This is a genomic window from Amycolatopsis sp. NPDC114478, assembly GCF_055633805.1.
On record NZ_JBVKDO010000031.1, the window covers coordinates 85,480 to 98,106 of the forward strand.

Here is a 12,627-nt window from a genome sequence, read left to right on the forward strand (position 1 = left end):
GGGACGGTCAGAGCCGCGTGACGGTCAGCCTGAGCGAACCCCGGTTGCTCGAATACCCCAGCCAGCTGTCGTTGGCGTAGGCGTAGAAGTAGCCCGGTTTCCTGTTGGTCCACCGCTTCACCCCGCCGCCGATCGGGATGGCGTCGTACGGCTGCTGGACGTCGTGGGCGTCGAGGTTCGGGGCCGCCACCGCGCCGATCAGGGCCATCCACTTCGCGTCCTCGCAGCGGCGGCCGCCGAACGAGCGGGCGTCGGCGTGGTTCAGCCGCGCCAGCTGGGTCTGGAGCCAGGAGGACGTCGTGGCCAGGGCGTGCAGGACGTCCTGGAGGTCCAGGCGGGCGTCGGTTTCGGTGCCGTCGGGGTGGTGCGCGACCTTCCCGTTCAGCCAGCTCCCTTCGGCGCTGAACGCGTAGTCGCCGGGCTCGAGGTAGAGGCCCGTCCAGTTCCACGGTTTCCCCGCGTAGACGTCGACGGTCGCGGAGCCGCCGACCTCCAGCCGCTTTCCCGGGCGGTACGGGCCGGTCGTGATCGGCGGTGCCGTCTGCCGGTCCACAGTGGACTGAGCGACGTCGGGGGACTCCGCGGTGATGAACGGGAACGCCCGCGGCGCCGGGCACAGGACCGTGTAGACGCTGTGGAGCGAGTTGTGCAGCACGTCCTGGGCGTCCGGCGTGATCTGCTCGTACATCGCCTTGTCGAAGACGAGATCCGGAACGGCGGCTTGGCACTGGTCGATCATCCACCGGAGTGCGGCGTCGGAGAGGCCGGTGCGGTCGTGGCCGCCGCCGACGTCGCAGTGGTCGCCCGGGAACCAGACCTGCGCGACGTCGCGGTCCTCGGCCACCTCGGACCACAGAGTCGGCATGAACGGGCCGCGCATCTCGTCGATCGCGAGCGCCTGACGGGCGTGCCGGACGTGCTCGCCGAGCTTGGTGTCGTGGAACCGGGGGAGGTGCCCGACGTGGTCCTCGACGAGCTTCAGCGGGCCGAGCCAGTCCGGGATGCCGAGCGAGCCGACGGTGTCCCAGACCCCGAGGAACTCGATCGGGACCGGTGAGGCCGCCTCGCCGGCCCCGGCCCGGTAGACGTCGGCGAAGAGCCGGTCGACCTCGGCCCAGAACTTCGTCGAATCCGCGTCCTTGAGCGTCGCGGGCAGGCCGCAGCGCTTGAGCATGCCGGAGAGGCTGCGGACGGTGAACGCCCCGCGGCTGAACCCGAACAGGTGGATCGCGTCGCCGGGCTCGTAGGTGCGGGCGAGCCAGCCGTAGGCGCTCTTGATGTTTTCGGACAGTCCTTTGCCGACCAGCCCGCCTTCGAGGTGGTCGAGCAGGCCGGGCCCGGTCCCGACGCCGGGGTGGTAGTACCGCAGCTGGTTGTCGCGCTCGGCCACCACGTGGTGGATCCGCGCGACGTTCGACGGGGCCGGCTGGCCCTGTTGCTGCTGGTCCGGCGTGTTCCACGTGCCGTCGCAGCAGACGACCAGGTGCCGCCGCGCGCGGCTCGGCTCGCTCATCCGGTTCACCTTCGCTCCACTCGGGATGCTTGGGAGTCGCATCGATCTCGCCCGCGGTTACAGTCCCGAGGTCTGTAGGAGGCGGAACGGGGCCCGCCGGATACGGCGGGCTCAGAAGCCGGGCAGCAGCGCTCCGAGTTTCCGGCGGCCGAGCGGGGTGACGACGAGCTCGCGGTCGGCGTCCCCGCGCCGGACGAGCTCCGCGTCGAGGAGCGCGTCCAGGACCCGCCCGCCGAGGGCGCCGCCGAGGTGGGGGACGCGGTTGGTCCGGTCGAGGCACGCCGTCGCCCAGCGCCGGCGGCCGGGGTTCACCGTGGCCGGGTCGACGCCGAGGTCGTGGAACGCCGAGGCGTCACTGCCCAGCGCCAGGTCGGCCGCCGAGCCGTCCGGGGGCCGCAGCGCGCCGCGGTCGACCAGCATGGCGAACACGGCCACGCCGAGCCGGCCGGCCGCGTGGTCGTAGCACGTGTGCGCGATGTCCACAGTGGACTCTGCCGGGCGCGGGGGCGTCACCGAGTCGTTGCCGCCGTAGCGGGCGAGCGCGGTGAGCACCGGCAGGAGGTCGTCGCGGCCGACGCGGTACAGCGCGTGGCGCCCGGAGTGCTCGACCGTCACCAGCCCGGCCTCCCGCAGCCGTGCCAGGTGGTTGCCCAGCCGCGGCGCGGTGACGCCCAGCGCGTCGGCCAGCTGCACCATCGTGTGCGGGCCTTCGGCCGCGAGCAGCTGCAACGCCGTGAGCCGCACGGGATCCGACAGCTCCCGCGTCAGCCCGACGATCGCGGCCTGGACCGCGCTTTCCGGTTCGACCATTCCGCGCACGCCGGAATCCTAGCATCGTTCACGGGTTGCTGAACGGTGATTGCCGTGCTTACCATTCAGGCTCTCGTGAAGGGTGGGTGCATGAGAAGTCTCCTGTGGGGCCGCGGCGTCTCCGCGCTCGGCGACGGCCTGTGGTTCACGATCTGGGCGCTCTACTTCACCCGGATCCTCGGGCTGCCGGTGGTGACGGTGGGCGCGGGCATGGCCGTGGCGAGCGCCGTGGGCATGGCCGCCGCGGTGCCGCTGGGCGCGTTCGCCGACCGCGCCGGTCCCCGGGCGGTGCTGGTGGCGGTGACCCTGGTGCGCGCCGCCGCGATGGGCGGCTACCTGGTGGTCGACGGCCCGGTCTCGTTCCTGGCCGTGACGGTGCCCTTCACCGCGCTGGCCACCGGCGGGACCGCGATCCGGACGGCGCTGGTCACCGGCCTGGTCGCCGACCCGGCGCACCGGCTGCGCGCGCTGGCGCAGCAGCGGGTCGCCCAGCACGTCGGGTACGCCGCCGGCGCCGGCCTCGGGGCGCTCGTCCTGACCGCCGACGCGAAGTGGGCGTACACCCTGGCCATCGTGGGCAACGTGCTGAGCTTCCTGGTCCTGGCCGGCGCGACGCTGCTGGTGCCCGCACCTTCAGAGCGCCCGGCCCGGCGCCCGGGCGCCCGGGAGGTGCTGCGCGACCGGCCGTACCTGTGCGTCGCCGGCGTGACGGCGGTGCTGTCCCTGTGCTGGGCGATGCTGTCGGCCGGGTTGCCGCTGTGGCTGTCCGGCTCGACGCGGCTGCCGCTGGGGCTCGGCGGGGTCGTGGTCGTGCTCAGCTCGGTGGGCATCGCGGTGTTCCAGGTCCCGTTCGCCCGCTTTGGCCGCACGGCGCGCCAGGCGGCCCGGACGGCGGTGGTGTCCGGGGTGGTCCTGGCTGCGAGCTGCCTGCTCCTGGCGACGACCGCCGGCGGCGGGGGAGCGGGCGCGGTGACGGTCGTCGTCCTGGCCGCGGTGCTGCACGTCGTCGGCGAGCTGAGCTACGTGGCCGCGAACTGGGGACTGTCGGTGCGGCTCATGCGCGAGGAGGCGAAGGGGGCGTACCAAGGGGCGAGCGAAGCGGCCACAGCGACGGTCCAGATGGTCGGGCCCGGCGTGTTCACCCTCGCGGTCGGCGGCCTCGGCGCGCTGGGATGGGTGCTCGTCGCGCTGGTGTTCCTGGTCGCCGTCGCGCCCCTCCCGCGGCTGACCCGCTGGGCGCTCCGGACCCGGGAACCCGCGTCGGTCGGCAGGCTTCATTTCCGCGACTAGGCTCGAAACTGTGCCGGACACGCGCCTCGACCTCGACCGGATCCGGGCCGCCCGCCGGGTGATCGATCCGGTCTTCCTCGACAGCCCGCTCTACCGCTGCGAACCCCTCGAACGCGAACTCGGCTGCGGGGTCAGCGTCAAGCTCGAAACCGCCAACCCCGTCCGCAGCTTCAAAGGCCGCGGCACCGAGCTCGTCACGCACGGTCTCGCCGAACGCGGTGAGCGCGCCGCCGTGTGCGCCAGTGCCGGCAACCTCGGGCAGGCCCTCGCCCTGTCCGGACGGCCCCGCGGGATCGACGTGACCGTCGTGGCGTCGCGGTTCGCGCCCACGGCGAAGCTCGAGCGCATCCGGGCGTTCGGCGCCCGCTTGGAGCTGGTGGACGGTGACTTCGAGGCGGCCCGCTCCCGTGCGGCGGACCTGGCGCGGGAGCGGGGCGTCCGGCTCGTCGAGGACAGCCTGGACGTCGAGACCTGCGAAGGCGCGGCGACGATCGGCCTCGAACTGGCCGACGCCGGCCCGTTCGACGCCGTCCTCGTCGCCCTCGGCGGCGGCGCGCTCGCGACCGGCGTCGGCCACGTCCTGAAATCTCTCGCCCCCGGCACCGAAGTGATCGCGATCCAGCCCGAACGCGCGCCGGCGATGGCTCGGTCGTGGCGCGAACGCCGTGTCGTCACCACGGATTCGGCCGACACGATCGCCGACGGCGTCGCGGGCCGCTTCCCCATCCCGGAGGTCCTCGACGACCTGCTGCAGGTCGCCGACGACGCAGTCCTGGTGCGGGAGACGTCGATCATCGCCGGGCTGCGGCTGTTCCTGGAGCAGGCGGGTCTCGTCGTCGAGCCGTCGGCGGCCCTCGGCCTGGCGGCGGTCCTCGAAGACCGCGACCGCTTCGCCGGGCGGCACGTGGCCACCATCGTCTGCGGGAGCAACGTCGACCTGGCCGCCTACCGCGGCTGGCTCCGCAGTTAACGCTTCAGCAGACCCTTTTCCCGCATGACCGCGCGGAACACTTCGTTCTGCGCGGCGTCGAGCACGCTCGCCGGGAACGCGAGCGTGCCCTCGGACTCCGTCCGCAGCACCCAGAACCCCCGCACCAGCGCGGCGCTCTTGAACGTCGGCCACAGCCGGCTGATCGCCCGCCCGGGAGCCTCGGCCGCGTACCCCGCGTCGGTCAGCTCGAGCCGGGTGGTCCCGGGCTCGGCGAAGGGCCGCAGCGCCCGGGCGACGCGCCGCGCGTAGAAGACCGGCCAGCCGAGGCCGAGCAGCAGGACCACGACGCCGACGGCGAGCCCGACCGGGGCCGGCTCCGCGCCCTGGAGAGCTTCGGCCAGCGCGAGGATCCCGAGCACCACGTAGATCCCGGCCGGCAGCCACCGGGCGACCGGGGCTTTCGGGTGGCAGGCGCGGAACGACTGCTTCGCCATTTCCGGTGTGTAGCCGAACGACAACGGCGGTCCGGCGTGGCATCATGGGCCGCGATCGGCAAACCGAACGGAGACGACGCTCGATGGACGCTTTACCGAACGGCGGCACGACCGCGACCGAGCCGTCGATCCGGGACATGCTCGCCGTCAACCTGCGTGCCGCGCGGGCCGCCCGGGGCCTGTCGCTGTCCGAGCTCTCGCGGCGGTCGGGCATCGGCAAGGCGACCCTCTCGCAACTGGAAGCGGGCACCGGCAACCCGACCATCGAGACCGTCTTCAGCCTGTCCCGCGCCCTCGAAGTCGCCATCTCCGACCTGCTCGACCACCGGCCCCGCGGCGGCCTGACCGTCGTGCGCGCCGCCGACGTGGAGGTGCTCCGCGGCGAGGGCGTCGACCTGCGGCCGCTGCGCCGGATCGAGGAGGGGAACAGCGTTTTCGAGGTCTACGACCAGGTCGTCCGCGGGGACGCGCCGCAGCGGTCGCAGGGGCACGTCGGGGTCGAGCACACCGTCGTGCAGACCGGCGGGCTGCGCGTGGAGGTCGCCGGCCGGACCGTCGACCTCGGACCCGGGGACTACGTCGCCTTCGACGCCCGCGAGCCGCACAGCTACACGGCGCTGGCGGCGCCCGTGCGTTCGGTGCTGCTGCTGCAGTACCGCGACGGCGAACGGCTCGACGGGCGGCCGCACCCGTTGACACCCCCGGCCCCCGAGTCCTAACCTCCGATCGTTCGCTTTACCGAACACCGGAGGGTTGATGAACCGAACGCGGGTGGTGGTGATCGGGGCCGGTGTCGTCGGGGCGGCGTGCGCCCGGGAGCTGAGCCTCGCCGGGTTCGACGTCGTGGTCGTCGACCGCGGCCGGCCCGCGGGCGGCACCACTTCGCACGGCGAAGGCAATCTGCTCGTCTCGGACAAGGGGCCGGGCGCGGAGCTCCGGCTCGCGCAGCTCTCGGCGCGGCTGTGGCCGGAGATCGCGGCGGAACTCGGCGAAGGCTGCGAGTTCGACCCGAAGGGCGGCATCGTCGTGGCCACCACCGAAGCCGGGGCGAAAGCGCTCACGGCGTTCGCGGCTTCGCAGGTCTCGGCGGGGGTGCTGGTCGAAGAACTGTCCACAGTGGACCTTTTCGCGGCCGAACCTCGGTTGACCCGCGCGGTGACGGCCGCCGTCCGCTACCCGGAGGACGCGCAGGTCCAGCCGGCCGGCGCGACCCTCGCCCTGCTCGGTTCGGCCCTCGCGCACGGCGCTCGCCTGCGCACCGGCACCGAGGTCACCGGCGCGGTCGTGCGCGGTGACCGGATCACCGGGGTCCGCGTGCCCGGCGAGGTCCTCGAGGCGGACGTCGTCGTGAACGCGGCCGGCCCGTGGGCGGGCGAGGTTTCGGCGCGCCTGGGTGCGCCGATCGCGGTCCGGCCCCGCCGCGGCGAGGTGCTGGTGACGACGCCGATGCCCGGCGTGGTCCGGCACAAGGTGTACGACGCCGACTACGTGGGCGCGGTCGGGTCCGGCGACGGCGAGCTGCAGACGTCGGCGGTCGTCGAGTCGACGCGGGGCGGCACGGTCCTGATCGGCTCGTCGCGCCGCCGCGTGGGGTTCGACGACACGATCGCGCCGTCGGTGCTGAGCGCGATCGCGGTCAAGGCGCTGCGGTTGTTCCCGTCGCTGGCGGACGCCGCGGTGATGCGCGCGTACGGCGGCTTCCGGCCCTATGTGGACGATCACCTCCCGGTCCTGGGCGAGGACCCACGGCTCGGAAACCTTTGGCACGCAACGGGACACGAAGGCGCGGGCATCGGCCTGAGCGTCGGCACGGCTCGGCTGCTGCGCGAGCTGCTGACCGGGTCCCCGCTGTCGATGCCGGTGGAGGAGTTCACGGTGGACCGTCCGGCGGTGGTGGCATGATCGAGATCAGCGTCGACGGCGAGCCGGTGGCGGGCATCGCGGGACAGACGGTGGCCGGGATCCTGCTGGCGACCGGGCGAACATCGTGGCGCACCACGCGATCCGGCGCGCCGCGCGGGATGTTCTGCGGGATCGGAGCGTGCTTCGACTGCCTGGTGACGGTGAACGGAGTGCCCGACGTCCGCGCCTGCCGCCGCCGAGCCGCCGACGGCGATGAGATCCGCACCCAGTCCCGCCAGGAGGAAGCATGACGCGGGTGGTGATCATCGGCGCGGGGCCCGCCGGACTGGCGGCCGCCGAGCACGCCCTGAGGGCCGGGGCCGAGGTGACGGTAGTGGACCAGTCGGACGCGCCGGGCGGGCAGTACCACCGGAAGTTCCACGCGGACCCGCACGGTTTCGGGGAAGTGCTGAGCCGCTGCGAGTGGTGGCCGGAGAGCACGGTGTGGGCCATCGAAGCCGCAGCCGCCGGAGCAGCGGGCGGCGGCGAGGTCGGCGGTGCCGAGTTCGGCCCCGCCGCTGGCGCGGCCGCCGGGCCCGGCGATCTCGGGCACGGCAGTGCTGGGATTGGCGATCTCGGGCCCGGCAGTCCTGGGACGGGCGATTCCGGCTTCAGCGGTGCCGGCGCGGCGGCTGCCGGGCCTGGCGGTGCTGGCTCGGCGGTTGTTGGTGCCGGCGGGGCGGCTGTCGGGGCCGGCGCGGCGGCGGCCCGGGGCGGCAGCCCCAGCCCGGGCGGACCTCCACCCGCCCTCCGGATCCACATCCTGCGCGGCCCGGCCGACGGCTCCGCCCGGCAGAAGCTCACCCTCGAACCCGATGCCCTCGTCCTCGCCACCGGCGCGCACGATCGCGTCCTCCCTTTCCCCGGCTGGCAGCTGCCCGGCGTCTACACCGCGGGCGCCGCCCAGGCCCTCGCCAAGGGGGAGCGGGTCGCCGTCGGCAAGCGCGTTCTCGTCGCCGGGGCCGGGCCCTTCCTGCTGCCCGTCGCCGAGTCGCTGCTGGCCGTCGGCTCCGATGTCGTCGCCGTCCTCGAAGCCAACACCGCCGCCACCGTCCTCAAAGGATGGTCCGGGAAAGTCCACCCCGGCAAAGCCGCCGAACTCGCCCGGTACGCCGCCACGCTCGCCCGCCACCGCGTCCCGTACCGCTTCGGCCGCGTCGTGGTCGAAGCCCGCGGGGACGACCGGGTCCGCGAAGTCGTCACCGCCCGCGTCCGCGCGGACTGGTCGGTCGTCCCCGGCACCGAACGCACCCACGCCGTCGACGCCGTCTGCGTCGGGCACGGCTTCGTGCCGCAACCCGAGCTGGCCGTCGCCGCCGGCTGCGTGCTCGACGACGGCTTCGTCCGCATCGACGACGACCAGCGCACCAGCGTCGCAAACGTTTTCGCTGCGGGAGAGATCACCGGGATCGGCGGAGCGGACGCCGCACGCGCGGAAGGCGCGATCGCCGGGTGCGCCGCCGCCGGGGGCACCCCGAGCCGCGACCTGCTCGGCAAACGTGACCGTGCCCGGGCGTTCGCGCACCGGCTGAACACCGCCCATCCGATCGGCGCCGCCTGGTCCGGCTGGCTGCGCGACGACACGATCGTCTGCCGCTGTGAAGAAACCACCTACGGCCAGCTGAAGAAAGCCGTCGCCGACCCCGTCATGCCGGGTCCGCACGCGCTCAAGCTCGGCACCCGCGCCGGCCTCGGGCCGTGCCAGGGCCGGATGTGCGGCCCCACCGTCGCCGAGCTCTGCGGCGGCGCCGAACGCCACCACCGACCGATCGCCCAGCCGATCCGCCTGGGCGAGCTCGCCGCACCCGAAGGAGAGTCATGAGCACTCGCGATCTCGGCGGTGTGGTCGTCGCCGCCGCGCTGCCGTACAAGACCGACGACGCCGCCCCCGCCGGGCTGGCCGTCGACTACGACGCCTACGCCGAACACTGCCGCTGGCTCGTCGGGAACGGCTGCCGCGGCGTCGGCCCGAACGGCTCCCTCGGCGAATACTCCTCGCTCACCGACGACGAACGCCGCCGGGTCGCCCGCACCGCGATCGAGGCCGTCGGCAGCGACGGGATCGTCGTCGTCGGCGTCCACGGACCCGGCGCGCACCAGGCCAAGTACTGGGCCGAGGCAGCGGCAGAAGACGGCGCGCACGGCGTCCTCTGCCTCCCGCCGACGCTCTACCGCGCCAACCGCGGCGAGGTGCTCGCCCACTTCGAAGCCGTCGCGTCGGTCGGGCTGCCGGTGATGGTCTACAACAACCCCTTCGACACGAAGGTCGACCTCACACCCGACCTCCTCGCCGAAATCGCGCAGATCGACAACGTCGTCGCCGTCAAGGAGTTCTCCGGCGACGTCCGGCGCGTGCTGGAAATCCGCGAACGGGCACCGGAACTCGCCGTGATCAGCGGCGCCGACGACGTCGTCGTGGAAAGCCTCCTGATGGGCGCGACCGGCTGGTTCGCCGGGTTCCCCAACGTGTTCCCGGCCGAGTCGGCGCGCCTGTTCGAGCTGGCCACGGCGGGCAAGCTCGACGAGGCCCGCGCCCTCTACGAGCCCCTGGTGGCCGCGTTCCGCTGGGACTCGCGCACCGAGTTCGTCCAGGCCATCAAGCTCGGGATGGACATGGTGGGCCGCTACGGCGGGCCGTGCCGGCCACCGCGCGGGCCGCTCTCCGACGTCCACCGCGAGCAGGTCCGCGCCGACATGGGCCGGGCGCTGGCCGCGCTGGGGGTGGCGTAGGTGCGGTCTTCACGCGCGATCACGGCGGTCGACTCGCACACCGAGGGCATGCCGACCCGGGTGGTGACCGGCGGCGTCGGCCCGATCCCCGGCGACACGATGGCCGAGCGCCGCCGGTACTTCATGGCGCACCTCGACCACCTCCGGCAGTTCCTGATGCACGAGCCGCGCGGGCACTCGGCGATGAGCGGCGCGATCCTGCAGCCGCCCTGCCGCGACGACGCCGACTGGGGCGTCGTCTACATCGAGGTGTCCGGCTGCCTGCCGATGTGCGGCCACGGCACGATCGGCGTCGCGACGGTGCTGGTCGAGACGGGCATGGTCGAGGTGACCGAGCCGACGACCGTGGTGCGCCTGGACACCCCGGCCGGGCTCGTGCACGCGGAGGTCACGGTCCACGACGGGCGCGCCGAACGGGTCAAGCTGCGGAACGTGGCGTCGTTCCTCGCCGAGCGCGACGCGGTCGTGGACGTGCCCGGCCTCGGCGAGGTCCGCTACGACCTGGCCTACGGCGGCAACTTCTACGCCATCCTCGAACTGTCCCAAGTGGACATCCCGTTCGAGCGGTCCGAGAAGGACCGCATGCTGAGCGCGGGCCTGGAGATCATGGCCTCGATCAACGAGCAGCGGCCGCCGAAGCACCCGGCCGACCCGCTGATCGGCGGCTGCAAGCACGTCCAGTTCCTCGCGCCCGGCTCGGACGCGCGTAGATCGCAGAACGCGATGGCCATCCACCCCGGTTGGTTCGACCGCTCGCCGTGCGGCACGGGCACCTCCGCCCGGATGGCCCAGCTGCACGCGCGGGGCGAGCTGCCGCTGCACACGCCGTTCGAGAACAGCTCGTTCATCGGCACGACGTTCACCGGCGAACTGGTGGGCGAGACGGAGGTGGGCGGCGTCCCGGCCGTGATCCCCGAGTTCTCGGGCCGGGCGTGGATCACCGGGACCGCCACCTACCTGCTCGATCCCGATGACCCCTTCCCGACGGGTTTCGTGCTCTAGGAGGTGATGCTGGCGACCGCGTCGACGCCGTAGTTCCTTGCGTACCCGTTCTCGACCCCGACCAGGATCTCGGCGACCTCGAACCAGCGGTCCCAGAAGGGGGTTTCGCGCAGGGCGTCGACCAGGAGCTGATAGGCCTCGTGGTCGACGGCCTCCCACACCCAGACGTCGGTCACGCGCGCCGAGTAGAACTCGGTGTCGTAAAAGCGCGACCGGACGCCCTTGGACTTCTCCTCGACCGCGGGGACGATCTCGGTGCGGAACGCCTCGATCCGCTGCTCGACCGTCATGGCCAGCCACTCGGGCGTGGTCTTGACCAGCATGAAGGCGGTTACCGTCGCGTTCACGCGTACGCACCCGCCTCGATGTCCTCGACCAGCGTCGGCCCGGACGGGGTCCAGCCGAGCAGCTCGCGGGTGCGGGCGCTCGACGCGGACATGTCCGTCGCGAAGAACCGGCCGACGAACCCGAAGTGCTCCGCCGCGTCCTCCGGGGCGACCGAGACCACCGGCACGTCGAGCGTGCGCCCGATCGCTTCGGCGATCTCGCGCGTCGTGACGGCTTCCTCGGCGACCGCGTGCAGGCGCGCGCCCGCCGGGGCGGCCTCGAGGCCGAGCCGGACGAGCCGGGCCGCGGCCGGGCGGTGGACCGCCGACCAGGCCGCGGTGCCGTCGCCGACGTACGCGGACACGCCGTGCCGGCGGGCCGCCGCCGCGACGGAGGCCAGGAACCCGTGGTCGCCGACGCCGTGCACCGACGGCGCGAAGCGGACGCTGACCACCCGGACGCCCTTCTCGACGTACTCGAACGCGAGGTTTTCGCCGCCACCGCGCATCGAGTCCGGGCCGACCGCGGGGGAGACGTCGGTTTCGAGCGCGGGCCGGCCCTGGACCAGGCCCGCGAGCGCGCCGGCGAGCAGGAACGGCCGGTCGGTGCCCGCGAGCGCTCCGGCCATCGCCTCGATGGCGGCGCGCTCGGTCCGGTTGTTCTCGGCCGGGTTCGCCCAGTCGTGCTTGTTGCCCAGGTGGACGACGGCGTGGGCGTCGATCGCGCCGTCGCGGAGGCCGTCGAGGTCGTCGAGGTCGCCGCGGCGGACCCGGGCGCCCTTCTTGGCGAGCGCGAGGGCCGCGGCGTCCGAGCGGGCGAGGCCGGTGACCTCGTGCCCGGCGCCGAGCAGTTCGTCGACGACGGCGGTGCCGATCCACCCCGTCGCTCCGGTGACGAACACGTGCATGGTGCTGCTCCTTCTTCGGGGAACTCGTTGACGCTTCCGAAGTTAGGAGCCGCGGTGGTACTCGTGCCACGCAACTTTGACAATTGATGATTGCGTCAGACGCAAGTCAGGAACCCGTTTCCACGTGATCCAGGACGCCGAGCGCGTCCGGCACCAGCACGGCGGCCGAGTGGTAGGCACTGACCAGGTAGGACGTCACGGCCCGGTCGTTGATGCCCATGAACCGGACGTTCAGCCCGGGCTGGTACTGGTCGGGGAGCTCCTTCGGGCGCAGGGCGATGACGCCGGCGTCGTCCTCGCCCGTCCGCATCGCCAGGATCGACGTCGTCCCGGCGTCGGTGACGGGAATCTTGTCGCACGGCAGGATCGGGACGCCACGCCAGGCCATCACGCGTTTGCCGTCGAGGAGGGTGGTGTCGGGGTAGACGCGGGTGCGGGTGCATTCGCGGCCGAACGCGGCGATCGCGCGGGGGTGGGCGAGGAAGAACTTCGTCTTGCGGCGCCGGCAGAGCAGGTCGTCGAGGTCCAGCGGGGTGGGTGGTCCGGTGCGGGTGGTGAGGCGGTGTTTGAGGTCGACGTTGTGCAGGAGCCCGAAGTCGGTGTTGTTGACCAGTTCGTGTTCTTGCCGTTCCCGCAGCGCTTCCACGGTGAGCCGCAGCTGTTGTTCGAGCTGGTTCATCGGGTTGTTGTAGAGGTCGGTGACGCGGTTGTGGACGCGCAG

The 12,627-nt window shown here is 73.1% G+C and carries 13 protein-coding genes and 1 pseudogene; 8 read left to right on the plus strand and 6 right to left on the minus strand.

Features of this window, described 5'->3' with window-relative positions; translation table 11 throughout:
* Positions 1-7: 7 nt before the first annotated feature.
* Both ACZ7OH_RS46640 and ACZ7OH_RS46645 read right to left on the minus strand, forming a co-directional pair.
* Positions 8-1,513 carry a DUF2235 domain-containing protein gene (locus ACZ7OH_RS46640; protein ID WP_470286810.1) on the minus strand — a complete coding sequence of 502 codons (1,506 nt, stop codon included), beginning with the start codon at positions 1,511-1,513 and terminating at the stop codon, positions 8-10.
* Between the two features lie 111 nt (positions 1,514-1,624).
* A complete protein-coding gene (locus tag ACZ7OH_RS46645) occupies positions 1,625-2,323 on the minus strand; it encodes an ArsR/SmtB family transcription factor (RefSeq protein ID WP_470286823.1) in 699 nt (232 codons plus the stop codon).
* Between the two features lie 90 nt (positions 2,324-2,413).
* Here ACZ7OH_RS46645 and ACZ7OH_RS46650 point away from each other — a divergent pair, with 90 nt between their 5' ends.
* Both ACZ7OH_RS46650 and ACZ7OH_RS46655 read left to right on the plus strand, forming a co-directional pair.
* Positions 2,414-3,613, plus strand: a complete 1,200-nt coding sequence (locus ACZ7OH_RS46650; RefSeq protein ID WP_470286811.1) for an MFS transporter — start codon at positions 2,414-2,416, stop codon at positions 3,611-3,613.
* A gap of 10 nt (positions 3,614-3,623) precedes the next feature.
* Positions 3,624-4,583, plus strand: coding sequence for a threonine ammonia-lyase (locus ACZ7OH_RS46655; RefSeq protein ID WP_470286812.1), 960 nt, complete (start codon positions 3,624-3,626; stop codon positions 4,581-4,583).
* Here the strand turns inward: ACZ7OH_RS46655 and ACZ7OH_RS46660 are convergent.
* Entirely contained in the window at positions 4,580-5,038 is a 459-nt protein-coding gene (locus ACZ7OH_RS46660) for a hypothetical protein (RefSeq protein ID WP_470286813.1), read from the minus strand. The two genes, ACZ7OH_RS46655 and ACZ7OH_RS46660, sit on opposite strands and share 4 nt — an antisense overlap.
* A gap of 83 nt (positions 5,039-5,121) precedes the next feature.
* On the opposite strand from ACZ7OH_RS46660, the gene ACZ7OH_RS46665 reads away from it, so the two are divergent.
* From ACZ7OH_RS46665 to ACZ7OH_RS46690, 6 genes are read left to right on the plus strand one after another with little or no spacing between them, the layout of a single operon-like run.
* Positions 5,122-5,757 carry a helix-turn-helix domain-containing protein gene (locus ACZ7OH_RS46665; protein WP_470286814.1) on the plus strand — a complete coding sequence of 212 codons (636 nt, stop codon included), beginning with the start codon at positions 5,122-5,124 and terminating at the stop codon, positions 5,755-5,757.
* Positions 5,758-5,794: 37 nt separating this feature from the next.
* On the plus strand, positions 5,795-6,940 hold the full coding sequence (locus ACZ7OH_RS46670; protein ID WP_470286815.1) for an NAD(P)/FAD-dependent oxidoreductase: 1,146 nt from the start codon (positions 5,795-5,797) through the stop codon (positions 6,938-6,940).
* Positions 6,937-7,191 (plus strand): (2Fe-2S)-binding protein, encoded by a 255-nt coding sequence (locus ACZ7OH_RS46675; RefSeq protein ID WP_470286816.1) that lies wholly within the window; start codon positions 6,937-6,939, stop codon positions 7,189-7,191. Before ACZ7OH_RS46670 ends, ACZ7OH_RS46675 begins: the two co-directional genes overlap by 4 nt.
* Positions 7,188-8,762, plus strand: coding sequence for an FAD/NAD(P)-dependent oxidoreductase (locus ACZ7OH_RS46680; RefSeq protein ID WP_470286817.1), 1,575 nt, complete (start codon positions 7,188-7,190; stop codon positions 8,760-8,762). Before ACZ7OH_RS46675 ends, ACZ7OH_RS46680 begins: the two co-directional genes overlap by 4 nt.
* Positions 8,759-9,670 (plus strand): dihydrodipicolinate synthase family protein, encoded by a 912-nt coding sequence (locus tag ACZ7OH_RS46685; RefSeq protein WP_470286818.1) that lies wholly within the window; start codon positions 8,759-8,761, stop codon positions 9,668-9,670. Before ACZ7OH_RS46680 ends, ACZ7OH_RS46685 begins: the two co-directional genes overlap by 4 nt.
* A complete protein-coding gene (locus tag ACZ7OH_RS46690) occupies positions 9,671-10,672 on the plus strand; it encodes a proline racemase family protein (protein ID WP_470286819.1) in 1,002 nt (333 codons plus the stop codon).
* Here ACZ7OH_RS46690 and ACZ7OH_RS46695 read toward each other — a convergent pair.
* The 3 genes and pseudogenes from ACZ7OH_RS46695 to ACZ7OH_RS46705 form a co-directional block, all read right to left on the minus strand.
* Complete coding sequence (locus ACZ7OH_RS46695; protein ID WP_470286820.1) at positions 10,669-11,019, minus strand: darcynin family protein; 351 nt, start codon at positions 11,017-11,019, stop codon at positions 10,669-10,671. The genes ACZ7OH_RS46690 and ACZ7OH_RS46695 overlap by 4 nt on opposite strands.
* Positions 11,016-11,906: an NAD-dependent epimerase/dehydratase family protein gene (locus tag ACZ7OH_RS46700; protein WP_470286821.1), complete on the minus strand. Its 891-nt coding sequence runs from the start codon at positions 11,904-11,906 to the stop codon at positions 11,016-11,018. Before ACZ7OH_RS46700 ends, ACZ7OH_RS46695 begins: the two co-directional genes overlap by 4 nt.
* Positions 11,907-12,012: 106 nt before the next feature.
* Positions 12,013-12,627 (minus strand): annotated as a pseudogene (locus ACZ7OH_RS46705) (Crp/Fnr family transcriptional regulator); the annotation flags it as partial.

Excerpts from the sequence above, each read along its gene's own strand:
- ACZ7OH_RS46640 (WP_470286810.1), bottom strand. The coding sequence starts at position 1,513 with ATGAGCGAGCCGAGCCGCGCGCGGCGGCACCTGGTCGTCTGCTGCGAC.
- ACZ7OH_RS46645 (WP_470286823.1), bottom strand. The coding sequence starts at position 2,323 with ATGGTCGAACCGGAAAGCGCGGTCCAGGCCGCGATCGTCGGGCTGACG.
- ACZ7OH_RS46650 (WP_470286811.1), top strand. The coding sequence starts at position 2,414 with ATGAGAAGTCTCCTGTGGGGCCGCGGCGTCTCCGCGCTCGGCGACGGC.
- ACZ7OH_RS46660 (WP_470286813.1), bottom strand. The coding sequence starts at position 5,038 with ATGGCGAAGCAGTCGTTCCGCGCCTGCCACCCGAAAGCCCCGGTCGCC.
- ACZ7OH_RS46665 (WP_470286814.1), top strand. The coding sequence starts at position 5,122 with ATGGACGCTTTACCGAACGGCGGCACGACCGCGACCGAGCCGTCGATC.
- ACZ7OH_RS46670 (WP_470286815.1), top strand. The coding sequence starts at position 5,795 with ATGAACCGAACGCGGGTGGTGGTGATCGGGGCCGGTGTCGTCGGGGCG.
- ACZ7OH_RS46675 (WP_470286816.1), top strand. The coding sequence starts at position 6,937 with ATGATCGAGATCAGCGTCGACGGCGAGCCGGTGGCGGGCATCGCGGGA.
- ACZ7OH_RS46680 (WP_470286817.1), top strand. The coding sequence starts at position 7,188 with ATGACGCGGGTGGTGATCATCGGCGCGGGGCCCGCCGGACTGGCGGCC.
- ACZ7OH_RS46685 (WP_470286818.1), top strand. The coding sequence starts at position 8,759 with ATGAGCACTCGCGATCTCGGCGGTGTGGTCGTCGCCGCCGCGCTGCCG.
- ACZ7OH_RS46700 (WP_470286821.1), bottom strand. The coding sequence starts at position 11,906 with ATGCACGTGTTCGTCACCGGAGCGACGGGGTGGATCGGCACCGCCGTC.